This is a genomic window from Planococcus salinus, assembly GCF_003719725.1.
Classification (GTDB): domain Bacteria; phylum Bacillota; class Bacilli; order Bacillales_A; family Planococcaceae; genus Planococcus; species Planococcus salinus.
The window spans coordinates 17,233-43,042 of record NZ_RIAX01000004.1 but is presented as its reverse complement, the minus strand read 5'-3'; the positions used below and the strand labels follow the sequence as shown (position 1 = coordinate 43,042).

At 46.3% G+C, this 25,810-nt stretch carries 22 protein-coding genes; 14 read left to right on the top strand and 8 right to left on the bottom strand.

Annotation, left to right across the window (positions count from 1 at the left end):
* Positions 1-89: 89 nt before the first annotated feature.
* On the top strand, positions 90-1,193 hold the full coding sequence (locus EEX84_RS06915; protein WP_123164890.1) for an ABC transporter ATP-binding protein: 1,104 nt from the start codon (positions 90-92) through the stop codon (positions 1,191-1,193).
* A 245-nt stretch (positions 1,194-1,438) separates the two neighbouring features.
* Positions 1,439-2,242, top strand: a complete 804-nt coding sequence (locus EEX84_RS06910) for a YkuS family protein (protein WP_123164889.1) — start codon at positions 1,439-1,441, stop codon at positions 2,240-2,242.
* A 61-nt stretch (positions 2,243-2,303) separates the two neighbouring features.
* Here EEX84_RS06910 and EEX84_RS06905 read toward each other — a convergent pair whose 3' ends face one another.
* Positions 2,304-3,581: an MFS transporter gene (locus tag EEX84_RS06905; protein WP_123164888.1), complete on the bottom strand. Its 1,278-nt coding sequence runs from the start codon at positions 3,579-3,581 to the stop codon at positions 2,304-2,306.
* A 215-nt stretch (positions 3,582-3,796) separates the two neighbouring features.
* Between EEX84_RS06905 and EEX84_RS06900 the strand changes: the two genes are divergently transcribed.
* Complete coding sequence (locus EEX84_RS06900) at positions 3,797-4,552, top strand: exodeoxyribonuclease III (protein ID WP_123165144.1); 756 nt, start codon at positions 3,797-3,799, stop codon at positions 4,550-4,552.
* A 66-nt stretch (positions 4,553-4,618) separates the two neighbouring features.
* On the opposite strand, the gene EEX84_RS06895 is transcribed toward EEX84_RS06900, so the two are convergent.
* The gene (locus EEX84_RS06895) at positions 4,619-5,806 is read right to left on the bottom strand and encodes a CDP-glycerol glycerophosphotransferase family protein (RefSeq protein ID WP_123165143.1); all 1,188 of its coding nucleotides are present in this window, start codon (positions 5,804-5,806) and stop codon (positions 4,619-4,621) included.
* Positions 5,807-5,968: 162 nt separating this feature from the next.
* Here EEX84_RS06895 and EEX84_RS06890 point away from each other — a divergent pair, with 162 nt between their 5' ends.
* Positions 5,969-7,591: a catalase gene (locus EEX84_RS06890; protein WP_192892929.1), complete on the top strand. Its 1,623-nt coding sequence runs from the start codon at positions 5,969-5,971 to the stop codon at positions 7,589-7,591.
* A gap of 59 nt (positions 7,592-7,650) precedes the next feature.
* Here the strand turns inward: EEX84_RS06890 and EEX84_RS06885 are convergent, their stop codons facing one another.
* From EEX84_RS06885 to pxpB, 6 genes are all read right to left on the bottom strand, one after another.
* Positions 7,651-8,340, bottom strand: a complete 690-nt coding sequence (locus EEX84_RS06885) for a P-II family nitrogen regulator (protein WP_123164887.1) — start codon at positions 8,338-8,340, stop codon at positions 7,651-7,653.
* Positions 8,324-9,067, bottom strand: coding sequence for a DUF1538 domain-containing protein (locus tag EEX84_RS06880; protein ID WP_123164886.1), 744 nt, complete (start codon positions 9,065-9,067; stop codon positions 8,324-8,326). Before EEX84_RS06880 ends, EEX84_RS06885 begins: the two co-directional genes overlap by 17 nt.
* Complete coding sequence (locus EEX84_RS06875) at positions 9,067-9,759, bottom strand: DUF1538 domain-containing protein (RefSeq protein WP_123164885.1); 693 nt, start codon at positions 9,757-9,759, stop codon at positions 9,067-9,069. Before EEX84_RS06875 ends, EEX84_RS06880 begins: the two co-directional genes overlap by 1 nt.
* Positions 9,760-9,844: 85 nt before the next feature.
* Entirely contained in the window at positions 9,845-10,615 is a 771-nt protein-coding gene (locus EEX84_RS06870) for a LamB/YcsF family protein (RefSeq protein ID WP_123164884.1), read from the bottom strand.
* Positions 10,612-11,586 carry a 5-oxoprolinase subunit C family protein gene (locus EEX84_RS06865; RefSeq protein ID WP_123164883.1) on the bottom strand — a complete coding sequence of 325 codons (975 nt, stop codon included), beginning with the start codon at positions 11,584-11,586 and terminating at the stop codon, positions 10,612-10,614. Before EEX84_RS06865 ends, EEX84_RS06870 begins: the two co-directional genes overlap by 4 nt.
* Positions 11,570-12,286: a 5-oxoprolinase subunit PxpB gene (gene pxpB / locus EEX84_RS06860; protein WP_123164882.1), complete on the bottom strand. Its 717-nt coding sequence runs from the start codon at positions 12,284-12,286 to the stop codon at positions 11,570-11,572. The genes EEX84_RS06865 and pxpB overlap by 17 nt, the downstream gene beginning before the upstream one ends.
* Before the next feature lie 273 nt (positions 12,287-12,559).
* On the opposite strand from pxpB, the gene EEX84_RS06855 reads away from it, so the two are divergent.
* The 10 genes from EEX84_RS06855 (at position 12,560) to EEX84_RS06810 (ending at position 25,724) form a co-directional block, all read left to right on the top strand.
* The gene (locus EEX84_RS06855) at positions 12,560-12,916 is read left to right on the top strand and encodes a helix-turn-helix domain-containing protein (protein WP_123164881.1); all 357 of its coding nucleotides are present in this window, start codon (positions 12,560-12,562) and stop codon (positions 12,914-12,916) included.
* A 306-nt stretch (positions 12,917-13,222) separates the two neighbouring features.
* Positions 13,223-13,735 carry a hypothetical protein gene (locus tag EEX84_RS06850; protein ID WP_148039014.1) on the top strand — a complete coding sequence of 171 codons (513 nt, stop codon included), beginning with the start codon at positions 13,223-13,225 and terminating at the stop codon, positions 13,733-13,735.
* Between the two features lie 86 nt (positions 13,736-13,821).
* Positions 13,822-14,607, top strand: a complete 786-nt coding sequence (locus EEX84_RS06845; protein ID WP_123164879.1) for an SDR family oxidoreductase — start codon at positions 13,822-13,824, stop codon at positions 14,605-14,607.
* Between the two features lie 13 nt (positions 14,608-14,620).
* Complete coding sequence (locus tag EEX84_RS06840) at positions 14,621-15,103, top strand: DUF4334 domain-containing protein (RefSeq protein ID WP_205125692.1); 483 nt, start codon at positions 14,621-14,623, stop codon at positions 15,101-15,103.
* Positions 15,104-15,283: 180 nt separating this feature from the next.
* Positions 15,284-17,056, top strand: coding sequence for a DNA helicase RecQ (gene recQ, locus EEX84_RS06835; protein WP_123164878.1), 1,773 nt, complete (start codon positions 15,284-15,286; stop codon positions 17,054-17,056).
* A 237-nt stretch (positions 17,057-17,293) separates the two neighbouring features.
* Positions 17,294-21,880: a glutamate synthase large subunit gene (gene gltB / locus EEX84_RS06830; RefSeq protein ID WP_123164877.1), complete on the top strand. Its 4,587-nt coding sequence runs from the start codon at positions 17,294-17,296 to the stop codon at positions 21,878-21,880.
* A gap of 27 nt (positions 21,881-21,907) precedes the next feature.
* Positions 21,908-23,395 (top strand): glutamate synthase subunit beta, encoded by a 1,488-nt coding sequence (locus EEX84_RS06825; RefSeq protein ID WP_123164876.1) that lies wholly within the window; start codon positions 21,908-21,910, stop codon positions 23,393-23,395.
* A gap of 219 nt (positions 23,396-23,614) precedes the next feature.
* Positions 23,615-24,046, top strand: coding sequence for a hypothetical protein (locus EEX84_RS06820; protein ID WP_123164875.1), 432 nt, complete (start codon positions 23,615-23,617; stop codon positions 24,044-24,046).
* Positions 24,047-24,133: 87 nt separating this feature from the next.
* The gene (locus EEX84_RS06815) at positions 24,134-25,039 is read left to right on the top strand and encodes an HD-GYP domain-containing protein (protein WP_123164874.1); all 906 of its coding nucleotides are present in this window, start codon (positions 24,134-24,136) and stop codon (positions 25,037-25,039) included.
* A 175-nt stretch (positions 25,040-25,214) separates the two neighbouring features.
* Complete coding sequence (locus EEX84_RS06810) at positions 25,215-25,724, top strand: hypothetical protein (RefSeq protein ID WP_123164873.1); 510 nt, start codon at positions 25,215-25,217, stop codon at positions 25,722-25,724.
* The last annotated feature ends 86 nt before the right edge of the window (positions 25,725-25,810 follow it).

Sequence of the window (25,810 nt, the reverse complement as noted above, 5' to 3'; positions counted from 1 at the left end):
AACAACTTCTCCTCCTTTTCCAACCTGTTATTTGTAATTTACAGAAAACGCTTTATAATTAAAGGAAAAACGAAGTAGGGAGAGACAAAATGGCAGAGATCAAGCTGAACCAACTGGGAAAAACATACGACAACGGTGCTCTTGCCGTTTCAGATTTTAATTTACATATAAAAGACGAAGAATTCATCGTCTTTGTCGGTCCTTCCGGCTGTGGGAAGTCCACGACCCTGCGTATGATTGCAGGATTGGAAGAAATAACGGAAGGGGAATTTTTCATAGACGGCAAACGAATGAATGATGTCCAGCCTAAAGAGCGGGATATCGCCATGGTCTTTCAAAACTATGCGCTTTATCCGCATATGACCGTTTATGAGAACATGGCATTCGGTTTAAAGTTGCGGAAATTCAAAAAACCCGAAATCAAAAGAAGAGTGCAGGAAGCGGCAGCAATTCTGGGTCTTGAGGAATATCTGAACCGTAAGCCCAAAGCGCTTTCCGGGGGGCAACGCCAGCGTGTCGCACTGGGGCGTGCCATTGTCCGCGATGCGAAAGTCTTTTTAATGGACGAACCTTTGTCCAACCTGGATGCAAAACTGCGGGTGCAGATGCGTGCGGAAATCGCCAAACTTCATAGCCGCCTGAAGACCACAACGATTTACGTGACCCATGACCAGACAGAAGCCATGACGATGGCCAGCCGCATTGTCGTGATGAAAGATGGGTTTATCCAGCAGGTGGGTTCACCGAAGGAAGTTTATGATTTTCCGGAAAATCGATTTGTCGGCAGTTTTATCGGATCTCCAGCCATGAACTTTTTTGAAGGAACCATTGAAAACGGTTCTTTCGTTATCGGAGAAAAATCCTTGACCGTCCCGCCGGAGAAGTTAGCGGTTTTAAAAAAGGAAGGCTTCGATGGACAGGCGATTACGCTTGGAATCCGGCCGGAGCATATTCATGTGAACAACGAAGATTTATCAGGATTTCCGGCAAGTGAGTTCGAAGCGGTGATTACGGTATCCGAATTGACGGGGGCTGAAACGATTTTATACGCTGCCCATGATGGCCAGGAATTTATTGCGCGTGTCGATGCGAGCGCTTCGATACCGCCGGGGACCAATGCGACATTGGCATTTGACATGTCGCATGCGCAGTTCTTCGATCCCAAAGACGGGAAACGCATCAAAACGGAATAGAAGACAGGGTAACTTTCCCGATAGGTGATTTTATCAGTCAATGAATCTGTCATGCCGCTTTCCCAAAAGGGAGAGCGGCATTTGCTTTTGGCTAAGAGCGTGAATTTTGTAAAGACAGGGCCGAAAGAATCTGAAGTCGGAGGAGATGGCGCGAAATCTCCTGCTAATTTCACATCCGTGTTTAGATTCCGGCCAATTAGGGGAATAAATGTCTATAAACGTTTCTAAAAAGGAGTGGACAGATTATGGTGAGAATTGCAGTAGAAGAACCATTTACATCCGTACATCAAGCGTTAATAAAAAGAGGCTACAAAGCGGAAATGCTGGACGACAAGACAAATTCGATGAATTATGATTGCGTGGTTGTCCGTGACAAAGAAGACTTGGCGGATTTCCACATGAACGTACCTTTAGTTGAAGCGAAGGGACGGACGTTGCAGGAAATCATCGAAGAAGTGGAGGAGCGTCTGGTACGGTCCGGCAAAATAGCAGCACCAAAATCGCAATCGGATAGTGGCAAATCCGGTGGAGGATTTATAGCGGGAGTTGCCACAGGGGCAATTGTCGGTGCAGCAGCCGGTTTATTGTTGACGCCGAAGAGCGGTAAAGAAATGCAGGGAACAGTAAAAGAAAAGATTACCGAAATGAAAGAGAAGCAAAACCAAGGAAAAGATGAAAACCAAGATCAAGGGCCAGGGAAAATGGACCAAATGAAAGAAAAACTTGGGCAAGTAAAAGAAAAAGCGAGCGGGGTAACGGAGAAAGCCAGTGGAATGACTGAAAAAGCGAAAGCGAAACGTGAAGAAATGAAGGAAGACAAGGAACTGAAAAAACGAGAGAAAGAAATTGAAAAAAACGCGAAAGCAGAAGAAAAAGCGCAGAAAGAACACGAAAAAGCTGAAAAACAAGTAGAAAAAGAGCAAAAGAAAGCTGATAAAGAAGCCAAACAAGGTGGCGGTGTGCAACTCGAAGAACTGGGCGATGCTTCTGTTGAAAAGAATTCAACAGGAGATGTAACCATCACCTCTGATGACAATAAAAACAAATAACGTGAGATGTCACTTTAAAAAAGCTGCTTCCTGATTGCTTCAGGAAGCAGCTTTTCCTTGTTCATTGTGGAGTGATTTCATCAACAGGTGCATGTGGCTTTGGTTCCGGTACGCGGGACAGGACAATAAGGCCGATGATAAATAAGATAACAAGGCTGAACACCCCGAAGCTCGAGTTTCCGGTGATTTGTGAGGTAAGGGCGACAAGCAATGGTCCCATAATGGCAGCGAATTTGCCGAAAATATTGTAAAATCCGAAAAACTCGTTGGAATTTTCTTTCGGCACCAGTTTCCCGAAATAAGAACGGCTAAGCGCTTGGATGCCGCCTTGACTGGAGGCGACGAGCATGGCGAGTACCCAGAAATCCGAAATGGTCTCCATGAACATGGCATAAATACAGACGATAATGTAAATGCAAATTCCCACATACAACATCTTTTTGCCGGTAAAGCGCTCAGCCAGTCGACCATACAGCAAAGCGAAAGGAGCGGCTACTACTTGCGTCACAAACAGCACGATCAACAAGCTGGTCGACGAGAGGCCGAGGTCCGTTCCGTATGCAGTTGACATGGAAATAATCGTTCCGACACCATCAATGTAAAAGAAGTACGCCACCAGAAACAAGACGATGGCCCGGTATTGCCGGATTTCACTCAAGGTCTTGCCAATCCGTTTAAAGCTCTGAGCTACAGGATTCGCTTCACGTTCAATGTAATAGCGCTGGCGGACATGGCGGAACATGGGGATCGAAAAGCTGATCCACCAAACGGCGGTAATCAGAAAGGCCGCACGGCTGGCATTGACTGTGGACAATGGAATCGTCCCATTTTGCGCCAATAAAATAATGACGATGGAAATGATGAAAGGGATGGTCGATCCGATATAACCGAGTCCATAACCAAATGCGGATACGGTGTTCATCCGTTTTTCCTCCGTGACATCTACGATAAAGGCATCATAGAACAAGTTGGCACCGGTTGCACCGAGCGCCGCAAAAATATAGCAGATCAGTAACAGCAGCCAATTGTCGCTTGGCACGAATGCCAGCATTGCCGTGGACAAAGTGCCCAGCAGGAAGAAAGCGGTGAAGAACTTCTTTTTCATGCCTTCATAGTCAGCGATGGTTCCCAAAATCGGACCGAGCATCGCCAGGATAAAGGTGAAGACAGCGATGGTGTAGCCAAGGTAAGCGGTGGAATCGGATAAGCTGACACCGGCATCGGTTGCGGCTGCTTTGTAGTACAGCGGAAACACGGCCGTCGTAATAATAATCGAGTAAGCGGAATTTCCCCAATCATAAAACGCCCAACTTTTCTCTTCTTTCGTGAACTTTTTCATATGGCTTATCCCCTTATCAGCAGTTACGTCCATTGTACAAGAAGAAAGACGGAAAGAATTAATATTTCAAAAAATTTACTGAAAAATTATAAGAAGGTTTGCTTTACGGAGGTTTTTATTAAACAGACGGGTCAAAACGGAAGAAGGTTGCAGGTTTGAAGCCTATTTCCATTTCCATTAAAATTGGGGAGGTGACAAAGAAAGAAGGTGCAGCTTTGAAATTTGTATCATGGAACGTCAACGGCCTTCGGGCTGTAATGAAAAAAGGTTTTATGGGGTTTTTTGACAAAGTGAATGCAGATGTATTTTGTCTTCAGGAAATCAAGCTCCAGGAAGGGCAACTCGATTTGGATCTTCCGGGTTATCATACATATTGGAATTATGCCGAGAAAAAAGGCTATTCCGGTACGGCCATTTTCAGCAGGCAACCAGCCCTGTCCGTACGTTATGGATTGGGAATAGCGAGGCATGACAGAGAAGGCAGACTTATCACCTTGGGATTTGAGGATTATTTTGTTGTAACTGCCTACACGCCCAATTCTCAGCATGGTTTGTTGCGTTTGGCTTATCGCCTTCAATGGGAAGACGATCTCCTGATTTATTTAAAAGGTCTGGATGCAGAAAAACCGGTCATTCTATGTGGGGATCTGAATGTCGCCCATCAGGAAATCGATTTGAGGAATCCGAAAGCCAACAAAAAGAATTCGGGCTTTACGCCGGAAGAGCGGGAGAAAATGTCGCATTTTCTGGACAGCGGCTTTGTTGATACTTTCCGTTATTTCCATCCCGACAAAGCGGGAGCTTATTCCTGGTGGTCATACCGTTCGGATTGCCGCAACAGAAACATTGGGTGGCGCATCGACTATTTCATTGCATCTCAAAGGCTTGTTCCGAAACTGTCGGGCGCCAAAATTCATACAGACGTTTGGGGATCTGATCATTGTCCGGTGGAACTGGAAGTGATGATATAAAAAAGCGCACCGAAAGAAATTTCGGTGCGCTTTTTGCTTTCCGATCGGATGGCTTCTCTTTTCCGCTTAGATTCCCATGACTCTATTGGCCAGCCGTTCACAGTTGCGCTGGTCATAGTAATCGATATAGTCGGGAGCTTTTGGGTACCATTCGTTCGTATTGATGCCTTGTTCCACGATTTTCTGAAGGAAGCCGTACACTTCATCGATGGAGTTTGCTTTATAGCCGTATAAATCCGTGTCAAGGCTTAAGTAAGTGCCTCGTCTGGCTATATACTCTTCCTTATCGAACATATGGAAAATGATCGGTTTATTCAAGTAAAGGAAATCCCAGGACACGCTTGTGATGTCTGTCAGCAGCATGTCATGTTCAACAATGGCCCGGTCGATGGTCATTTTATTGAAATCCATGAATTCTATACCGTTTTCCGGATGATCCAGACCGGTAAAATGCTGCTCGAATCTCCTCATGAACGGGTGCAGCACGATTCTCATTTTTAAACCATTATCGGCAATCAGCTGGCGGATGCCTTCGTGGGCGATCAAACCGACCGTACTCTGGAAATAATCACTTTCAAGGAATTCCTCTTCCGTCATGTCAAAGAGCCATTCCCGCCATGTCATCATCATCAGAATCTTTTTTACTTCAGGAGCCGGCTGGTTAGTCGGAAACCGGTCAAAACGGGGAAAGCCGGTGATGATCAATTTGTCTTCAGGGATTTTCCACTCATCCCGTTTCAAATTCCGCTCATAAACAGAAGCGCAGTTGAAATAATTGGTGCGTCTCAACAACGGGACATCTTCTTTCTGGATCAGAATTTTTTTGAACCCTTCTATCCCGTGACTGACATGGGTGATGATGGTCTTTCGGTTCAAGAATAGAAACTTGTCAACAGAAGGGGCAATGTCATACATCAGCGAATGGCCGTGGAAAGTATAATCCGCGTTGAAAAACAACAAGTAATTTTTAAAGCTGCCAAGTGGGACGGCATTGGGGATATTTCGGTCACTCTTAAAGGACTTAACCGGATCATACATCCAGTAAGCGGTTACTTTGTCACTGTGATTATTGACTAAGTAAGAGTGGAAGACTGATGCATTGTCTTCGTATTTTTCGCCCAGGTTGCCCCCTACCAGGACGATTTTTTTGCTTTCTCTATGTCTGAAAAAAAATGCCAGTATGTAGGCGGACATCACTTTGAAAAATACTTTCAGGGAGTCCAGTTTCTTTTTTTCTTTTAACTCTATACTCATTCCAAGCCCTGCTTTCTGATGCGTTTTCATCCTTTAATTTTTTCACACTGCGTCAACTTTGTCCATCTTCGATGAAAAAATGATTTTTTTACCGAAAAAGGTTTAGAAGCATGGCAAACGGGAAAATTATAAGGTGATATAGAATAGAAAAGGAGGATATTTATGAAGGAAAATAAAGAAGAGCAAAACCGGAAAATGGGTACGGGAGAAAACGAAGAATCACTGACGACCCGTCAAGGCCATCCGGTAAGAGATAACCAGAATATCAGAACCGTTGGCAATCGTGGTCCAGCGACTCTTGAAAACTATCATTTCATTGAAAAAATCTCTCATTTTGACCGTGAAGAAATTCCTGAACGGATTGTCCACGCACGGGGTACCGGTGCGTTCGGCTATTTCGAAACTTACGGCAAAGTTGGCGATGAGCCGGTGGAAAAATACACTCGCGCAAAAGTATTTTCAGGAGAAGGCAAGCAAACGCCATTGATGGTCCGCTTTTCAACAGTTGCAGGATCCCGTCACTCTCCGGAAACAGACCGCGACCCGCGCGGTTTTGCTGTGAAGATGTATACGGAAGACGGCAACTGGGACCTGGTTGGGAACAACCTCAAAATCTTCTTTATCCGTGATGCGATGAAATTCCCGGATATGATCCATGCTTTTAAAACGGATCCGGCATCTAATATTCCAGATCCACAACGGATGTTTGATTTTGTTGCGCGGTCACCGGAAGCGACCCATATGATTACGTTCCTGTTTTCTCCATGGGGAATTCCAGCAACTTACCGTCATATGCAGGGGTCAGGTGTAAATACCTACAAATGGGTAAATGATAAAGGCGAAGCTGTACTTGTTAAGTATCACTGGGAGCCGAAACAGGGCATCCGCAATTTGACGCAAAAAGAAGCCAGCGAAATCCAGGCGGAAAACGTCGGACATGCAACACAAGACCTTTATGAAGCAATCGAAAACGGCGATTATCCGGAATGGGAGTTATTCGTCCAGATTATGAGCGATGATGAGCATCCGGAACTGGATTTTGATCCATTGGATGATACAAAACTATGGCCACAGGATAAGTTCCCGTTCCTGCCGGTAGGGAAAATGGTGCTGAACCGCAACCCGGTCGATCACCATGCTGAGATTGAGCAGGCGGCATTCGGAACCGGAGTCCTTGTTGACGGTCTCGATTTCTCTGACGATAAAATGTTGCAAGGCCGTACGTTCTCGTATTCTGATACGCAACGTTACCGTGTAGGTGCCAACTACTTGAAACTGCCGGTCAATGCACCGAAAAAACGGGTGGCTACCAACCAGCAGCGTGGGGCGATGGATGTGAAGAATCCTCATGAGAACCCTTCAAATCCGTCCATTAACTATGAGCCTTCTGTTCTGGGCGGCTATAAAGAAGCGGATTCAAGTGAAACGCCACCTCATACACCGGCCTACAATGACAAAGTTGTCACTCAGCCGATTGACCGTACGAACAATTACGGACAAGCAGGTGAAACTTACCGCAGCTTTGAAGACTGGGAACGTGATGAGCTGATCAATAACCTGGGCGATGCATTATCAGTGTGCGATCCGAAAATCCAGGAAGAAATGATTCATCACTTTACACAGGCCGACGAAGATTACGGCCGTCGTGTTCGTGAAAACATGGAAGAAAAGCTGAAAGCGATGAAAGAAATGAAAGATTCCGGACCAAAAGTTTACGGCAAACCTGCCGCCAATAAATTAGCGCAGGGTGCTTCTAAAAAAGGTCACGAAGCGGAACGGTATTAAGCAACAGCAAATCCGGCAAGCCTTATCGGCTTGCCGGATTTTTTTGTTTATCTTTTTTATCACCCAAGCGATGAATGATTCACGCCAAAAACATTTTCTACATCGATCAAGAAAGCGATTCCTCTGCCGGGAGCATTCAAATCAACCGCATTTTCAATGCTTTCAATGACTGCGTCTGTATAGCTTTCAGGGATAAGCGTCAGCACGACATCTTTTTGGGGGTCGATGGTGAAATTCATGAACTTTTGCCGCTCATTGACACCTGTTCCTCGTCCGCTTATGATTGTGCCACCTTCTGCTCCGGCTTTTGCGGCAGCTGCGATGACTTTCTCGGAATCTCCGCTGTTGACAATCGTCACGATCAATTGGAAGTTTGATAATCCTTGTGCCATAATCTGTTCTCCTTTCCTTCTTCTGCGATCATCAGGCCGTTCTTTTAAGTGAGGGACACCGAGCAATTTGCTCAAGTGAACAGTGAATCCGAGGCCGTATCCGGGTTTCCCCAATTTTCCTGCACGTGTAACGGCTTCCGCTACTGCCGTTTCAAAATGGCCGTCGACAGCAATGAAAATCACGTCTTTTTCATGGGTCATCGGCAACCCGAGAAAAGTCGGTTTTTCGTTCCGCCCAACGCCTTCCCCATACAGGATAGTGGCTCCGTCAGCGCCGGCTTTTTGAGCTTCCTGTATGACGGTTCTGGAATGACCTCTTTTCACAATGGCTATCATCAGTCTATGATTCAGATTCATCGAATTTTTTCCCACCTTTTCTAGTAAAAATCAGCCCGAGGATAAGCACAGCGAGAATGGGAGTCAAGGCCACAAGGGCGATAAGACCAAAACCATCTGCCAAAGGGTCACGCCCCTCCGTTACAGACGCTACCCCCACTGCGAGCGAAGAGATGAACGTCACTGTCATCGGACCTGTGGCAACACCACCGGAATCAAATGCAATAGCGATAAATGTTTGGTTTGAAAAGAAGATTAAAATCAAAGCGAGCAAATAACCCGGTATGAGAAAGTACCATAACGAAATGCCGGATAGAATACGGAACATCGAAAGGGCGATGGAGACACCGACGCCGATCGATAACGTATAAAGCATCACATTGGCGGAGATATAGCCGCCTGTCACTCGGTCGACTTCGTCGTTCATGATGCTGACAGCGGGCTCAGCGAATGTCGCTGCGAACCCCAGGATAAAGCCGATGGGAATCAGCCACCATACAGTGGCGCCTTCCCCGAGAGACTTGCCCATCAATTCGCCGACAGGCATAAAACCGACATGGACGCCCTGCAGAAAAAACGCGAGCCCAAAAAATGTCAATATGAAACCGATGGCTATTTGGCCCAATCGTTTCATCGGCATCCGTAACATGAAAACCTGAAAAACTCCAAAAAAGACTATAAGTGGGAGCAGTGCCAATCCGACTTCCCCCAGAATGCCGAGAAAACCATCGAAAATATGAATTTCCATCAGAACAGCACCCCCAGAATCATCACAGCCAAAATGGGTCCAATGGAAGCGAGTCCGATCAATCCAAATCCTTCGCTCGAGGAATTTTTTCCGGTGCGGAGCACAGTAGCGACTCCCACACCCAACGCAAGGATGAACGGAACCGCCATCGGTCCTGTGGTGACACCTCCCGCGTCAAACGAGATAGGGACAAATGCCTCGGGGACGAAGAAAGAGAGAAGAAAGACAGCGGCATAGCCGGCTATCAGTATATAATGGAGCGGGATGCCGAAAATCGTTCTGATCATAGCTAGCGCAACAAAAATGGCAAGGCCGAGAGAGACGGATAATATCAGTACTCCTGAGCTGATGGCACCTTCTGAAACCTGATCGATTTGCTCAGCGAGAACACGTACATCAGGCTCTGCCACGGTAACTGCAATGCCGAGAAGAAAACCGGTCCCAATGATCAGCCATGTTTTTTTCGTTTTTGGCAATATCCTTCCGATTTGTTCCCCGACTGGCAGCAATCCCGCATTGACGCCCAGGAGAAACATGAAAAATCCCATACTGACAAAGACCACTCCGATTAAAAATTGAAGCAGCGCTTCCCAGGGCAGGCGGATTAATGTGATTTGGAGAATAATGACTACGACGGCTACAGGCAGGATGGCAGCGGCAACTTCTTTAAAAGTGTCTTTTACATTATCCATTGAAAACTCCTTTTTCCGCTTTTTCTTGTTTTTCCCTACAGGTTTTCGATATAAACTGTTATGCCCTGGATTCTGCAGTTATGCCTTAAACGATTTCGTGTACTTTCCTCAATTCAATTCCCGCGTTTTGCAGGGACTGGTGGATATTTTGTGCGAATTCGAGAGCGGTCACTCCGTCCCCATGAATGCAGAGGGTATCAGCAGTGATAGCCAGTTCTGTATTTTGGAGCGTCGTGATTTTCTGATCTTTGACCATGCGGATGACCCGGCCAATAGCCTCTTCGGGGTCGGTGATCAATGCCTGCGGTTCAGTCCTGGGGGTGAGTGCTCCGTCTTTTTGATATGTACGGTCGGAGAACACTTCGTTCGCTGTGCGCAAGCCGATTTTTCTTCCTGCTTCAATCATTCTGCTGCCCGATAAGCCGAACAAAATCAATTCGGGGTTTACTTGATAAACAGCTTCTGCAATCGCTTCAGACAGCGAATCACTGGAAACGGCCATATTGAACAAAGCGCCATGCGGTTTTACGTGCTGAAGGTTTCCGCCTTCTGCCTGAACAAAGGCAGCGAGTGCTCCAATCTGGTAGACAACTAAGTCGTATGCTTCCTGAGGCGAAATGGCCATATTTCGCCGGCCGAAACCGACGAGGTCCTGAAGGCCGGGATGTGCACCGATTGCTACGTCTTTTTCCATAGCCAGTTTGACTGTCCTGCGCATGGTGGATGGATCTCCGGCGTGAAATCCGCAGGCAATATTGGCAGAGGTGATATAGTCAAGAATCTGTTCATCCTGTCCCATTTTATAAGCTCCAAAACTTTCACCCATATCGCAGTTTACGTCTACTTTATATTTCATTTTCCGTTCCCTCCATATTTTAATTGAATGGCCATCTTTATTTGTTGGAGAAGCTGTTCCCGTTCCAGATAAGCTTTTTGAGCTTCTGCAAGCGTCGTTTTCTTGAAGCGGATTCCATCCCCGGGTTTCAGTTGGCTCAGCAGCGGCAAATCGACTGATGCAACCTGTCCGATTTTCGGGTATCCTCCGGTTGTCTGCCGGTCCGCCATCAGCACAATGGGATTGCCGTCAGGCGGAACTTGGATGGAACCGAAAATGATGGCTTCCGACAATAATTCAGCCGGCTCTTCAAGGGACAGCGATTGTCCGGATAACCGGTAACCCATCCGGTCGGATTGCGTTGAAACTTCAAAGCGTTCTGTTACAAGCCGCTTCTGGCTTGCCTTTGTGAATAATTCGTATTGTCTGCCTTGAAGCAGACGGATTTCCGGTTCTGTTGAATAATCGGTTATAAAAGAGGAGGACACTCCCCAATTTGCGGCGGCTGAGCTTTTCACTTTTAATGAAGGAATGCCGATTTCCAATTCATCGCTCTTCTGCAAAGCACGCCCATGAAATCCGCCGATTTGTGCCCGCAGATAAGTTGACTTGCTGTTCATCACTTCCGGTACTCCAACTCCTCCTGAAAAGGCCACATATGTGCGGCACCCGGAACGAAGAGGCCCGAAGGACAGGACGCTCCCTTTTTCCACGAACAAGGGACGCCACATTCTGACAGCATGGCCGTCAATTGAAGGAGACATATCAGCTCCGCAAATGGCAATGACAGCTTCTTCTGTAAATTCCATTGTTGGGCCGGTGATGGCGATTTCAAGAACGGCTTCGTTTTCTGCATTGTTCACCAGTATATTAGCCATGCGGCATGCCAAAAGGTCCATTGCACCGCTCACAATCACACCAAACTTCTGAAACCCTCTGCGCCCCAAATCCTGAACAGTTGTCTGAAGGCCGGCTTTATGTATTTTGATCATAGGAAGCCTCCAATTTTTCATATTCCTGTGGTGAAACTTCGACAAAACGAACGAAATCTCCTGCACGAAGCAAGCTTGGCTCTGATTTCTCGGGAAGGAACAAGCGCAAAGGTGTGCGTCCGATCAGCTGCCATCCCCCTGGTGTCTCAATGGGATAAACGCCTGTTTGTTTTCCGGCGATTCCAACTGAGCGCTCGGGTATCCGCAGCCGTGGGGAATCTTTTCGCGGTGCAGCTATTTTTTCGGACATCCCCTCCAGAAAGGGGAAGCCGGGTGCAAATCCAATCATGGCAACTCTGTACGTTGTGGAACTATGGATTCGGATTACCTCTTTGGGTGAAAGATTGTTGTGGGAAGCGACAAATTCCAAATCAGGCCCCCATTCTCCACCGTAACAGACAGGAAGTTCCACTGTTTTTATTGTGCTTTCCTGATTCTTTTCCAGTTGCTGAAAGCACCTCTGGAGTTCTGTCCTGACTTTGTCATAAGGGGTGGCGAAGGAATCGGAAACCGCCAGAAGAGGGTCAAACAAAACAGCCACTGTAGTAAATGCAGGAATGTATTCAACCAGCCACACAGGCGGATGGGTTTCCAGGAAAGAAACGATTTTTTGAATTTCCTGCTGTGTGTCGTTGGAGCTGTCTGCATGAATTTCAATCATCAAAGCACAATCGCCGAACGGCGAAATCGAATAAGTCAAATAGCTCACTCCTTAAAAGTTTTCTGAATATAGTATATAACAAATGGCGTCTATCCTCCTAGGAAGGAAAAATTAACTGTTCAGACTGTTTTAAAAATAAAGAAAAAGGGTATAGCTAGAAAGCGGATGGAAATGAAATGGTAAAATGTTGATATTTGTTCATTAAATATTCAAACTTTTTACATAAAATTATCTAAATATATTGTATAATAAACTAAGATACAGTATATTTTAAATAGTTAGAATTTAATTATAAAAGGAGCAGGAATGTAAATGGAACAACTAAGTAAAAAACTCAGAGATTTAAGAGAGCAAAAAGGATTGTCGCCGGAAGAACTGGCTGAAAAAATTGGGTTTGCGAAAAGTACGATTTGGGCTTATGAAAGCGGCAAGAAACAAATTTCTGTCAGCCATCTTGCCCGCATCGCCGACTTTTTTGAAGTTTCAGTAGATGGCCTGCTTGATCGGGTGGACCGGACAATTGACCTTGATTTACAAAATGCCAATGAATTAAGTGAATATAAATTGATGATTGACAACAAACCGCTCAATGCCAAAGAAATTGCAGAAGCTGCTTCCTATATCCAAGTCAAAAGACGTATGGGTGGTTACGGTGCAGCCACTTCATAAACCAGGTGATCTGACAGTTGAGTAAACGCCCATTCCGGTTCGGAATGGGCGTTTCTTAATGACCAGGAACAGCAGACCCGGCAGAAGGGGGCGGCGTGGGAACTTGAAATAGTGACCTGTTTTGTTGTCCGGCGGCTGGTGGATTAGGTGACGAACCGTCGGCTGTCTTGTATTCTGGTAGTAACGGACTTGTTTGGTTGTGGTTCTTTCCTATAATCAGCTGCTGGAGTGCATAAAAGAAAAGATGGCAGTTCAACCATAATCATACAAGAGCAAGTAAATTTCTCTAAAGCGGGCGATTAGGAAATGGAACGGTACATATTATATGAGACTTATCGATTGGGTATGCTAATCGATCTATTAAAACGGGAAGACTTAATTCGTGAAATTGATGACTTTATATCCGAAACTCCGACAGAAGAAATTCCTCATGTGTTTTATGTCCTTTCCCTGGCCAAAAGTCGGCGGGACATGCTGGAACTGCTGACGGATTTGGCCAAAGGGGTAGATGAAGAGCTGCCAAGCTGTATTGTGGTGGGTTTGCTTTACCGGAATCGGGAACAATACACGACAAAAGCGCTGTACGGAAAAATCGACTTGCTGCTGGCTCTGCTGAAAGACCAGGACAGTGAACTGGTGATCCAGTTCAGGGGATTGCTGGAAGCTTATGAGGCAGCGCAGGAGGCATATGGCGTGCGATTCAAACGGAAAAAGGCGAGAGAGCGGATGTTGGCTAAAAATGAAAAAGCGTTAATCGATATGCTGTCCAAATTTGAACATTATGCCAACGAGTTCGACGATAAAAACTGGGAAAGCTGAAGTTCCTTCTATAATTGTTTATCCCATTCGCTGCAGGGGAAACACTGAAGTAGACGAAGACAGATAATTATAGGAGGCAAAATGTCATGAGCAAAACGATCTTCATCACAGGAGCCGGCAGCGGGCTTGGGAAAGGAACCGCCCTGGGACTTTCAAAGAAAGGGTACCGGGTAATCGCATCTGTGGAGACAGCGCCCCAAGTAACTGCGTTAAGACAAGAAGCTGCTGCAGAAGGAGCGCAGCTGGAAGTCTTTAAGTTGGATATCAAAAACCCACAGGACCGTGCGCAAATGGAAGAATACGATTTTGACATATTTGTAGCCAATGCGGCCATCAACGAAGGCGGGCCTCTTGGAGAAGTGCCGATGAAAAATTTCCGTGAATTGTTTGAAGTGAATGTGTTCAGCACTTTAGAGACAGTGCAGGTGGCAGCGAAAAAGTTCGTGGAAAAAGGAAAAGGGAAAATCGTTTTCCTGTCTTCCATGGCGGGAATTATGTCCACGCCATACGTGGGACCTTACACAGCCACCAAACATGCCATTGAAGGAATTGCCAAAACCTTGCAGAAAGAAATGCAGGAATTCGGTGTCCAGGTAGCCACGATCAATCCTGGAGCTTTTGCCACAGGATTTAACGATCGCAGCGCCGAGGCAAAATGGAAATGGTACGACGAGGAAAAGCATTTCACCCGGAAGAGTGATATGGAAGAGGCTGAAAAAGGGCTGGAAAACCAGTATGATCCTGCTGATATGATTGCCAAAATGGTGGAAATCATTCCTCAGGATTCCCATAAATTCCGTATAGCTTATCCGCCGGAAACGGAACAGCAGATGAAAGAAGAAGAAGCCAAACGCTGGGATTTGGAAATTTAAAGGAGTGGCGACTGTGAGCGCTGAAATGGATTTCCGCACCATCTATGAGCAAGGGAAAACGGATGTGCATACGGCTTTCGAGCTCTTCGACAAGTTGGAAGCGGTTGAGTTGGAATCACTTGTTGGCACTTGGAAAGGAAAGGAATTTTACACTGGCCATCCTCTTGATGGAGTATTGAAGAAGTTGAACTGGTACGGGAAGGCGTTCCATGACGCGGAAAACGTCGATCCTTTATTGTTCAGGGGTCTCAATGGAAATATTTTTGCAGTAGACCCTGTGCCTTTCATGGATCTGCGCAAACTGGTCAAAGCGCCAGGCGGCAAAGCCCGGATGCGGATGATGGAATACCGCGGGAAAGTGAGCGGGACCATGATTTACGATAATTTGCCGATTCATGACCATTTCAGGAAAGTGAATGACAGCATGCTGCTGGGAGTAATGGACTGGAAAGGTGCCAAGCAAGCGTATTTTTTTGTTTTGGAGAAAGTAGAATAGAAACGGGGTTGCCGCTTGAGCAAAAATGCTTGAGTGGCAACTTTTTTAGTTTGTCCATGAATTTCACCAGTTCGTTAGGGACTTCATAAAATCATCAAAACCGCTGAACAGCCATCAACAAAAATCACTCGAAAATGTGGTAAGCTACACATACGATACGAGTATTAGGAGTGTGTGATTTTGTTGGAAGAAGCAAGACGATTGTTGCAGTCGTATTTTGGCTATGAAACGTTCCGGACAGGACAGGAACAGGCGATTTCGCAGGTGCTGGATGGGCACAATTCCATTTGCGTCATGCCGACAGGCGGCGGGAAATCGATGTGTTATCAAATTCCGGCCCTTGCGATGGAAGGGACGACAATTGTGGTGTCTCCTTTGATTTCCCTGATGAAAGACCAGGTGGATTCACTTTTGGCAGCTGGTATCCCGGCTGCTTATATTAACAGCTCACTCGATTTTGACGAAGTAAGGGAAACCTTGCACGACGTTCAAAGAGGTGCCGTAAAACTTTTGTACATTGCGCCTGAGCGACTCGATTCGGAAATGTTTTTAAACGAATTGCAAGGCGTCCAGGTGCCGTTGATCGCTGTGGATGAAGCGCATTGCATTTCCCAGTGGGGCCACGACTTCCGTCCGAGTTACCGATTGATCAACCGGATGGCTGATCTATTTCCGAATAACCCGACCGTGCTGGCCCTTACTGCCACAGCCACTCCTCAAGTGCGTGAAGACATCTGCCGCATATTGAATATCGATGAACGCCAGACGGTGATGACCGGGTTTGAACGCGCCAACTTGACATTTTCGGTTATCCGCGGACAGGATCGCCAGCGCTTTGTGAAAGAATACGTACAGAAAAATGGCAACGAAGCCGGGATTATATATGCAGCTACACGGAAAACAGTCGATTCAGTATACGAAATGCTGCTTAAAAAAGGAGTCAAAGTCGCCAAGTACCACGCCGGCATGCCGGATGCAGAGCGCCGGCACGGACAAGAACGCTTTTTGAACGATGAAGTGACGGTAATGGTCGCGACAAACGCATTCGGCATGGGAATCGACAAATCAAACATACGATACGTCCTCCATTATCAGTTGCCCAAAAACATGGAAAGCTATTACCAGGAAGCTGGTCGTGCAGGACGCGATGGACTGCCGAGTGAGTGCATTGTATTGTACGCGCCTCAAGATGTTCAGACCCAGCGCTTTTTGATCGATCAGGCGCAGGATCCGAGCAGGATTCCGGCGGAACTGGTGAAGTTGCAGGGGATGGTCGATTATTGCCATACCGAAAGTTGCCTGCAGCAGTTCATTATTCACTATTTCGGGGATTCAGGCGCAGAAGTATGCGGTCATTGCGGCAACTGTGTTGACGATCGGGAAAGCCTCGATGTGACGCAGGATGTTCAAATGGTGTTGTCGTGCGTGATCCGGATGGGACAGAAATTCGGTAAAATGATGACAGCCCAGGTGCTGACCGGTTCCCGCAATAAAAAAGTACTGGATTTCGGATTTGATAAACTTTCAACTTACGGCATCTTGAAGCACCAAAATACAAAAGAAGTGTCGAATCTGATTGAATTTATGATTTCCCAGGAACTGCTGGCAGTAGAACAGGGTTCGTTTCCGACCATCTACGTGCCGGACGGAGGAAGAGATGTTCTGCTGGGTAAACGGAAAGTGCTTCGGAAAGGGGCGGTGACCACTAAGCAAATCGCAGAAAATGACCCGCTGTTTGAAGAGCTGCGAAAAGTGAGAAAGCAATTGGCTGATGAAGGGGGAGTTCCGCCTTTTGTCATTTTTTCAGATAAGACCTTGCGCGACATGTGTGCCCGGCTGCCTCAAAACGAAGAAGAGTTTCTGGAAGTGAACGGCGTGGGTTCCAACAAGCTGGAGAAATACGGGTCGTTCTTCTTAACGGCTCTCCGCGAAAATACAACGGTGAAAAAATGAATTTTGTGAACAAATTTTCCCGCCGGACAGGCGGGATTTTTTTATAGGAGAATATTAAAAAATTCGCTTTACAAAAGGATTTTTAAGCAAATATCAGACCACTTAAGACCTACGCACTGTAAGCGTTTTCAACATTTTTTAGCGATTTTTATTAATTACAATCTTATATTTATTCAGTTTTTTATGATATACTATTCCAACATTATGGTACTCTACCATAACGAAGGAGGCGATTCGATGGAAAAGAAAGAATATCCAATTCAACAGGGGCTGTATCATCCGGATCAGGAGCATGAGGCATGCGGCATTGGAATGATTGCAAACATTAACGGCGAAAAATCGCATGCAATTGTTCAAAATGCAATCAATATCCTGTGCAACCTGGAACATCGTGGGGGGCAGTCTTCTGATACAAGTACCGGGGATGGCGCGGGTATCCTGACGCAAATTCCGCATCGGTTTTTCTTGAAACAATGCGAAAAAGAAGATATTTTCCTTCCCGAAGAAGGAAAATACGGAATCGGCATGATTTTTATGCCACAGGATTACGATTTGCGCATGAAGGCAAAAAATGCGATCGAGCGTATTATTCAGGAAGAAGGACAGGAAAGCCTCGGCTGGCGTCCAGTTCCTATGAATGATTCATTTGTCGGGAAAGTCGCGGCGAAAACAAAACCGGTCATCCGACAGGTATTCATCGGTGCAGCAGAAACCATTAAGGACCGTATGGACCTGGAACGTCGGCTATACATTATCCGTAAACGGATTGAACAGGAGATGGCGGGCGATCCTTCCTACAAGGACGTCTATTTCAGCAGTCTGTCTTCGAGCACAATCGTTTACAAAGGGATGCTGATACCGGAACAACTCGATTCTTTTTATATTGACTTGAACCACCCTGAATTTAAATCAGCTTTGGCGCTTGTTCATTCACGCTTCAGTACGAATACATTCCCAAGCTGGCAGCGGTCGCATCCAAACCGCTATTCAATCCACAATGGAGAGTTCAATACACTGCGCGGAAATGTCAACTGGATGCGCGCACGTCAGTCATTGTGTACTTCGCCATATTTCAACGAAGAAGATCTGAAGAAGGTTTTGCCTGTCATCGATGAAACAGGCAGTGACTCTTCCATGTTCGATAACTGCTTTGAATTTTTGCATTTATCTGGACGTTCTCTTGCGCATACAGCCATGATGATGGTGCCTGAACCATGGGTCAACGATCCGACCATCAAACAAGAGAAACGGGATTTTTATGAGTACCACAGCACATTGATGGAACCATGGGATGGGCCCGCTGCATTGGTCTTTACAGACGGCAAGCAGATTGCCGCATGCCTGGACCGCAATGGATTGCGTCCGGCACGTTATTACGTGACAAAAAGCGGCATGATTGTCATGGGTTCAGAAGTAGGAGCGCTCGATATCTTCGCAGATGATATTGTTTACAAAGAACGCCTGCACCCAGGGAAAATGCTGTTGGTGGACCTGGAAGAAGGAAAGATCATTCCGGACGAAGAAATCAAACTGCAAATTGCAGCAGAGCTTCCGTATAAAGATTGGGTTCAAAATAACATGCTGGATCTGGAAGACTTGCCAGAACCGAAAGATTTTAAAAACAATCTTTATACAGAAGGGGTGCTCGAGCAGCAAAAAGCTTTCGGTTACACGACGGAAGAAGTGCAGAAAATCATCAAACCTCTTGCTACAGACGGCAAAGATCCGGTCGGTTCGATGGGGTACGATTCACCATTGGCGGTTTTGTCGAAAAAACCTCAACTGCTCTACAATTATTTCAAGCAGTTGTTCGCACAAGTCACAAATCCACCTATCGATGCAATCCGTGAACAAATTATCACAGCGGTACGGACAACCATCGGTGCGGAAGGAAACCTGGTGGACCCGCGTCCCGAAAGCAGCCGCCATATTCGCTTAGAGACGCCAATTTTAACCGATCGGGAGCTCGAAAAACTGCGTCAGCAGGACATCAAAGAATTCAAGGCGGTCACTTTGCCGATTTTATTCCGCGCAGCGGAAGGAGAAGGGGCAATGGAACAGGCGTTGGAGGAATTGTTTGAAAAAGCCGACAAAGCTTTTGAAGACGGTGCCACGCTGCTGATTCTGTCTGATCGCGGAGTCAATAAAGAATATGCTGCAATTCCAGCGCTATTGGCAGTTTCGGGGTTACATCACCACTTGATCCGAAAAGAAACACGCACACGGGTGAGCCTTCTTCTCGAATCGGGTGAACCGCGTGAAGTACACCACTTCGCCGCGTTGCTTGGCTATGGAGCGGAAGGGATTAACCCCTACCTGGCGTTCCGTTCAATCAAAGAACTGGTCGACACAAAAGAGATTACTGACGAAAACTTTGAGCAAGCGGAACAAAAATATGTAAATGCGGTTACGGACGGAATCATCAAAGTCCTTTCTAAAATGGGGATTTCCACTATCCAAAGTTACCGCGGAGCACAAATCTTTGAAGCGGTCGGCATTCACATGGATGTCATCGATAAATATTTCACTCGGACTTCCTCGAGACTGGGCGGAATCGGCCTTGATATTATCGCGAAAGAAGTGCTTATGAGACATGAACAGGGTTATCCGGAACGCGAAGGCGGGAACAATGCGCTGCAGGCAGGCGACGAGTTCCAATACCGTGAGAACGGGGAAAGCCATCAATACAACCCGATGACAATCCATACCCTGCAGCAGGCATGCCGCACAAATGACTATGAAACGTTTAAGAAGTATACCCGCTTATTGACGGATGAAAAAGCCAACCTGCAATCCTTGCGCGGCTTGATGTCTTTCAAGAAACGGACGCCTGTGCCAATTGAAGAAGTGGAATCTGTAGAGGAAATATGTGCGCGTTTCAAAACAGGCGCTATGTCCTACGGTTCCATCAGTTCAGAAGCCCATGAAGCGCTGGCTATTGCGATGAATAAAATTGGAGGCCGCAGCAACTCGGGAGAAGGCGGCGAACAAGTATCCCGTTTTACTCCGGATGAAAATGGCGATAACCGCCGCAGTGCCATCAAACAGGTGGCATCCGGCCGATTTGGCGTTACAAGCCATTATTTGGTGAATGCGGATGAAATCCAGATCAAAGTGGCCCAAGGGGCGAAACCCGGAGAAGGCGGCCATTTGCCTGGAAAGAAAGTGTATCCGTGGATTGCTGAAGTGAGAGGATCGACAACAGGCGTTGAACTGATTTCGCCTCCTCCACATCATGATATCTATTCCATCGAAGACCTGGCAGAATTGATTTTCAACTTGAAAAATGCCAATCCTTCCGCCCGTGTCAGCGTGAAGCTTGTATCGGCTGTCGGTGTCGGCACAATTGCTGCGGGTGTTGCGAAAGGTCGCGCTGACCTTGTCTTGATCAGCGGCTACGATGGAGGAACCGGTGCAGCACCGAAAACAAGCTTGAAGCATACAGGCCTGCCTTGGGAAATCGGTCTTGCAGAAACACATCAAACACTCTTGTTGAACGGATTACGTGATCGTATCGTTGTGGAAACGGACGGGAAAATGATGACCGGCCGGGATGTCGTAACGGCTGCCTTATTGGGCGCAGAAGAATATGGCTTCTCAACAGCTCCGTTAGTCGTTCTGGGATGTGTCATGATGCGTGTCTGCCATTTGGATACATGCCCGGTGGGAATTGCCACGCAAAATCCGGAATTGCGGAAGAAGTACACGGGAGATCCGGAGCACGTCGCGAACTTCATGCGCTTTATCGCACGCGAGGCACGCGAGTTGATGGCGGAACTTGGCTTCCGTACCATCAATGAAATGATCGGCCGTACAGATGTAATTGAAGCTAATAAGGCGATTGACCACTGGAAAGCAGGAGGCATCGATTTATCTGCGCTTCTTTACCAGCCGGACCTTCCTGAAAAAGTGGGCCGCTATGCAACCATTAAACAAGACCATGGATTGAAGCAAACACTCGATTATCAGGAGTTGCTGCCGCGTTGTAGAAATGCGATTGAAACGGGTGAGCCGGTGGAAGTCATGACTGCCATCCGAAACATTCACCGTGCGACAGGAACCATCATTGGAAGCGCGGTTTCTAAGCGTTACGGTGCGGAAGGGTTGCCGGAAGATACCATCAAATTGAATTTCCAGGGCTCTGCGGGTCAAAGTTTTGGGGCATTCATTCCAAAGGGAATGACCTTGCGATTAATTGGGGATTCCAACGACTTTCTTGGAAAAGGCCTGTCGGGCGGGAAAATCATCACGTATCCGGCAAATGATTCAACGTTCATACCTGAGAAAAATATAATTATCGGCAACGTGGCATTTTACGGAGCCTCAGCTGGAGAAGCTTACATCTACGGATTGGCCGGCGAGCGTTTTGCCGTTCGGAACAGTGGAGCTAATATTGTCGTCGAAGGTGTCGGCGATCATGGTTGTGAGTATATGACAGGCGGCCGTGTAGCCATTCTTGGAAAAACAGGCAAAAACTTCGCAGCCGGTATGTCGGGAGGAGTCGCTTATGTACTGGATGAAGATGACACATTCGGCGAGCAATGCAACACCGAACTTGTGCATCTGCAGCCATTGGCGGAGCCGGCAGAAATCGAAGAATTGAAACAAATGATCGAAAAACATGTTCATTACACAGGAAGTAAAAATGGCCAGCGTATCTTGGACCATTGGGAAATTTTCTCCGCGAAATTCGTGCGCGTCATTCCGAAATCCTATTTGAAGATCAACGAACGGATCAACAAGCTGCAGGCAAGCGGAATGGAGAAATTCGAAGCTGAGATGGCGGCATTTGAAGAAAGTAAAATGGCTGGTGCAGGAAAATAAAGCAAAGCCGTGAACAGGAGGGAAATGATGGGAAAAGCAACTGGATTCATGGAATATGACAGACAGACACTCAAAGAGCGAAATCCTGCAGAGCGGACGAATGACTGGAAAGACTATACGATTCCGCTGTCGGATGAAGAAGTAAGAAAACAGGGAGCGCGCTGCATGGATTGCGGCGTGCCAACCTGCCAGTCGGGAATGGAACTGGCCGGGACGACCACAGGTTGCCCGGTTTACCATCTGATCCCTGAATGGAATGACCTCGTTTACAGAGGGCAGTGGAAAGAAGCATTAAGAAGAGAACACCTGATGAACAATTTTCCGGAATTTACAGGCATCGCATGTCCTGCGCCTTGTGAAGGTGCTTGCGTACTGGGCATCAATGAACCGCCTGTAGCCATCCGGACGGTGGAACGCTCGATTATCGAAAGAGGCTTTGCAGAAGGATGGGTAGTACCGGAACCGCCGAAAACACGGACAGGCAAAAAAGTGGCTGTCATCGGTTCTGGTCCTGCCGGCTTGGCTGCTGCTGCCCAGCTAAACAAAGCGGGCCATTCTGTGACGGTTTTTGAACGCAGTGACCGCGTCGGTGGACTGCTGACCTACGGCATTCCGGAGATGAAACTGTCTTATGACGTGGTGAAGCGCCGCGTCAACATTCTGGAACAGGAAGGCATCACATTCGTGACAAATACCGAAGTGGGGAAAGATTACCCTGTTTCAACTTTACGTGCCGATTTTGATGCAGTAGTGATGTGTGCAGGAGCCACTGTTCATCGTAATATCGATGTGGAAGGCCGTGATTTGAAAGGCATCCATTATGCAATGGACTTTCTTCACTCCACTACCAAGAGCTTGTTGGATTCCAACCTGGAAGACGGCAATTATATTTCAGCAGAAGGAAAAGACGTTATTGTCATCGGCGGAGGCGACACGGGGACGGACTGTTTGGCAACGTCAGTCCGCCATAATTGCAAGAGTCTTGTCCAATTTGATGTTTACGATCAAAAAGGAGCCCTCCGTGACGAGAAAGGCAACCCATGGCCTCAGTATCCACGCGTCCACCGGGTAGAATACGGCCACAAAGAAGCCGCTGCCAATTTTGGCGATGATCCAAGAGCTTATGCTGTGATGACGAAAAAGTTTGTGGGCGATGAAAAAGGAAACGTGAAAGAAGTCCACACGGTTAACGTTAAACTGAAAATCGATGAAAACGGCAACCGCATTCGCGAAGAGATCCCAGGCACTGAAAAAGTCTGGAAAGCGGATCTGGTGCTGTTGGCAATCGGCTTCAGCGGTCCTGACCAAGGATTGATTCAAAAGCTGGCTGTAGAAACGGATGAAAATTCGAGGGTAAAAGCGGAGTATGGTGAACATGCCACCAATATTGAAGGTGTGTTCGCAGCAGGCGACGTGCGCCGCGGACAAAGTCTGATTGTATGGGCGATCAATGAAGGGCGCCAGGCTGCCAGAGAATGCGATCGATTTTTAATGGGAACCACAATGTTGCCATAAATGACTGAAAAGGACCGGGATGCAATACTCCTGGTCTTTTTTTGAAAAAGTAAATATATTGAATATTTCGATCTTTGTTGTTTATTTATGTTAGTTCATATATACTAATAACAGCGGGTAGTCATAATATCCTATTTTAACTGTGTACCGGGAGGATGAAGTGTAATAAGATATGTATATTGGCTTCCTGCTGACAATGAATAAACAGGAGGAAAGTTTATGTTCAAAAAAGGGGTAATGGCTTTCGGCGTTTCGCTGGCACTTATTTTATCAGCAGGAGCTCCAGGGTTTGCAGCAGGGGCTGAAACAAATCAAGAAGTTGAAAAAGCTCTGAGCGGTATCGAAAAAACCAATAACAAAATCGACTTTGAAATTGAAAAAAATGAAAGTAAAGCTGACAGGTTCTATGCGCATTACAAGAACAAGTCAACACTGGAAAAAAACTCAGCCAAACAGGAGAGGCTGCAAGTAAAATACCAGCAGAAAAGAGATAAGTTAATCGCTGATCTGAGAGTCAAAGCGGAAAAAATGACAGTGAAAGAAATTTCCAAAGCTTCCAAAGCTGGTGTAGAGACTGAAATTTATTTAACACCTGGCCAGTTTGGGGATGTGGAAGCGTTGATCGACCCTATTCGTGTGATTGGTTGGTAAACTGAATGGCCACAAAAGGATAGATGGACTATTATGAGAGTATAGAACTTCTATACTCTCATAATGTATTTAAAAGGATGTGTGAAAATGAAAGGCTTGGACATATTAAAAAATGGTTGTCTGGAAAAAGTGAATAACGGGTTAACATCTCTGAGTCTCCTTGGAAGAGGGGATGGCATCGAAATCATGAAGCAGACGATTCCGAAAGGGAATCTATTTGCTCTTTTTCCAAGCGAAGATGCCAGTGTCCAAGAATATTACTACATATTGCAGGGAGAAATTGAGCTGGAATTGAACGGGGAAAAAGTGGGGCTTGCGCAGGATGATGTGTTTTCGGCAAAGAATTTGCAAGAGACCTTCCATTTTACTGCCAAGACAGACGTTGTTCTGTTGGCTGTTTCCACCGCTCCAACATTTCATTACCTCAGTGAGGAAATCAACGAGTTGCGCAAGGTGGGGGAAGCGGTGGAAAAGAAGGACCGTTACACCTTCAAGCACAGTGCCCGGGTATCTCAATATGCACTAAAGACAGCCACGAAGATGAAATTAAGAAAAGGCAGAATAGAAAACTTGTTTCTTGCATCCATTCTTCATGACATCGGAAAAATCAATATACCGGAAAAAGTATTAAAAAAACCTGGCAAACTGACAGACGAAGAATTTACAATGGTGAAAAAGCATCCTGGAGATGGCGCTGACATGATTCGAAAAACGGCTTATGCAGATCTGGCCGACATCGTGGAACAGCATCATGAGCGGATAGACGGCAGGGGCTACCCTTTGGGATTAACAGGGGACGAGATATTGCTGGAGGCGAAAATAATTGGCGTCTGTGATACGTTTGATGCGATGACAGAAGACCGCGCATACCGAAAAGCGTATTCTGCGAATTACGCCATGAATGAAATTAAAAGCCTTGCTGGCATACAATATGACCCGGAAGTGGTGAAAGCATTCGAAGAAGCCATGTTACAGGATGGAAAAATTTTTTGATAGCTGGCGTTCGCCAAATTGACATAGCAGGATGGCCAAGAAAATTATCTTACTATAAGCCGGCATCCCATTTATTTTCAAAATTATTTGCATTTTTCATTTTCTTAGGTTTGAAAATACAAGGAAAAGGGGATACAAAAGTCGTAGTGTATCTAAAATCAAAGGGGGAATTTACATGGCACGAAAATCAGGTGGACTCATGGGCAAGTTGGTATTACTGGGAATTGGTGCTGCAATCGGCTCTGCAATGGCACAAAAGAAAGTGGATTCAAACGGTACTGGCACACAACAAACCAGTAACGTGAAAGAGAATATGAAAAAAAGCCTGGAGCGTTTAAATGAGCAGTCAGGCGGTATGGTAGATCGGATAAAGCCTGGTGTCAGCAAGGCTGTTGAAGCGGTCAAAGAAGTCATCGACAGCCAGCAGAAAATGATGGATAAAGAGAAAGATACGCTTGATAAGGCAAATCAGGTTCTGCAAAAAGAAGTTGGGGATTCATCTGATAAGAAGACCACAGGCTCTTCAGAAAATACATCTTCCGGCAGTGAACCTTCGAAAACCGGTTCCTCGTCCAATACTGCACCGAGTGGTGGAGTTTATGGCGGAAGCACTCCATACACCGAATCTCTCAAGAAAGACCTGGACGAAGACGGCTCGAAAAAAGATTCCACTTTTGACAAGTGAATGATGGATAACATAACCAATAGAAAAGCTATCGCTCCTATAAAAAAAGAGGGATAGCTTTTTTTCTCTCTATAATTATTTCAGAA

Bases quoted from the DNA above. Each gene is read 5' to 3' on its own strand.
- EEX84_RS06885 (WP_123164887.1), bottom strand. From the start codon at position 8,340: ATGAATCTGAATCATAGACTGATGATAGCCATTGTGAAAAGAGGTCAT.
- EEX84_RS06810 (WP_123164873.1), top strand. From the start codon at position 25,215: ATGGCACGAAAATCAGGTGGACTCATGGGCAAGTTGGTATTACTGGGA.
- EEX84_RS06850 (WP_148039014.1), top strand. From the start codon at position 13,223: ATGGAACGGTACATATTATATGAGACTTATCGATTGGGTATGCTAATC.
- EEX84_RS06905 (WP_123164888.1), bottom strand. From the start codon at position 3,581: ATGAAAAAGTTCACGAAAGAAGAGAAAAGTTGGGCGTTTTATGATTGG.
- EEX84_RS06820 (WP_123164875.1), top strand. From the start codon at position 23,615: ATGTTCAAAAAAGGGGTAATGGCTTTCGGCGTTTCGCTGGCACTTATT.
- EEX84_RS06865 (WP_123164883.1), bottom strand. From the start codon at position 11,586: ATGATCAAAATACATAAAGCCGGCCTTCAGACAACTGTTCAGGATTTG.
- EEX84_RS06890 (WP_192892929.1), top strand. From the start codon at position 5,969: ATGAAGGAAAATAAAGAAGAGCAAAACCGGAAAATGGGTACGGGAGAA.
- EEX84_RS06880 (WP_123164886.1), bottom strand. From the start codon at position 9,067: ATGGAAATTCATATTTTCGATGGTTTTCTCGGCATTCTGGGGGAAGTC.
- gltB (WP_123164877.1), top strand. From the start codon at position 17,294: ATGGAAAAGAAAGAATATCCAATTCAACAGGGGCTGTATCATCCGGAT.
- EEX84_RS06845 (WP_123164879.1), top strand. From the start codon at position 13,822: ATGAGCAAAACGATCTTCATCACAGGAGCCGGCAGCGGGCTTGGGAAA.
- EEX84_RS06915 (WP_123164890.1), top strand. From the start codon at position 90: ATGGCAGAGATCAAGCTGAACCAACTGGGAAAAACATACGACAACGGT.
- EEX84_RS06875 (WP_123164885.1), bottom strand. From the start codon at position 9,759: ATGGATAATGTAAAAGACACTTTTAAAGAAGTTGCCGCTGCCATCCTG.
- EEX84_RS06825 (WP_123164876.1), top strand. From the start codon at position 21,908: ATGGGAAAAGCAACTGGATTCATGGAATATGACAGACAGACACTCAAA.
- EEX84_RS06870 (WP_123164884.1), bottom strand. From the start codon at position 10,615: ATGAAATATAAAGTAGACGTAAACTGCGATATGGGTGAAAGTTTTGGA.
- EEX84_RS06910 (WP_123164889.1), top strand. From the start codon at position 1,439: ATGGTGAGAATTGCAGTAGAAGAACCATTTACATCCGTACATCAAGCG.
- EEX84_RS06895 (WP_123165143.1), bottom strand. From the start codon at position 5,806: ATGAGTATAGAGTTAAAAGAAAAAAAGAAACTGGACTCCCTGAAAGTA.
- EEX84_RS06815 (WP_123164874.1), top strand. From the start codon at position 24,134: ATGAAAGGCTTGGACATATTAAAAAATGGTTGTCTGGAAAAAGTGAAT.
- EEX84_RS06855 (WP_123164881.1), top strand. From the start codon at position 12,560: ATGGAACAACTAAGTAAAAAACTCAGAGATTTAAGAGAGCAAAAAGGA.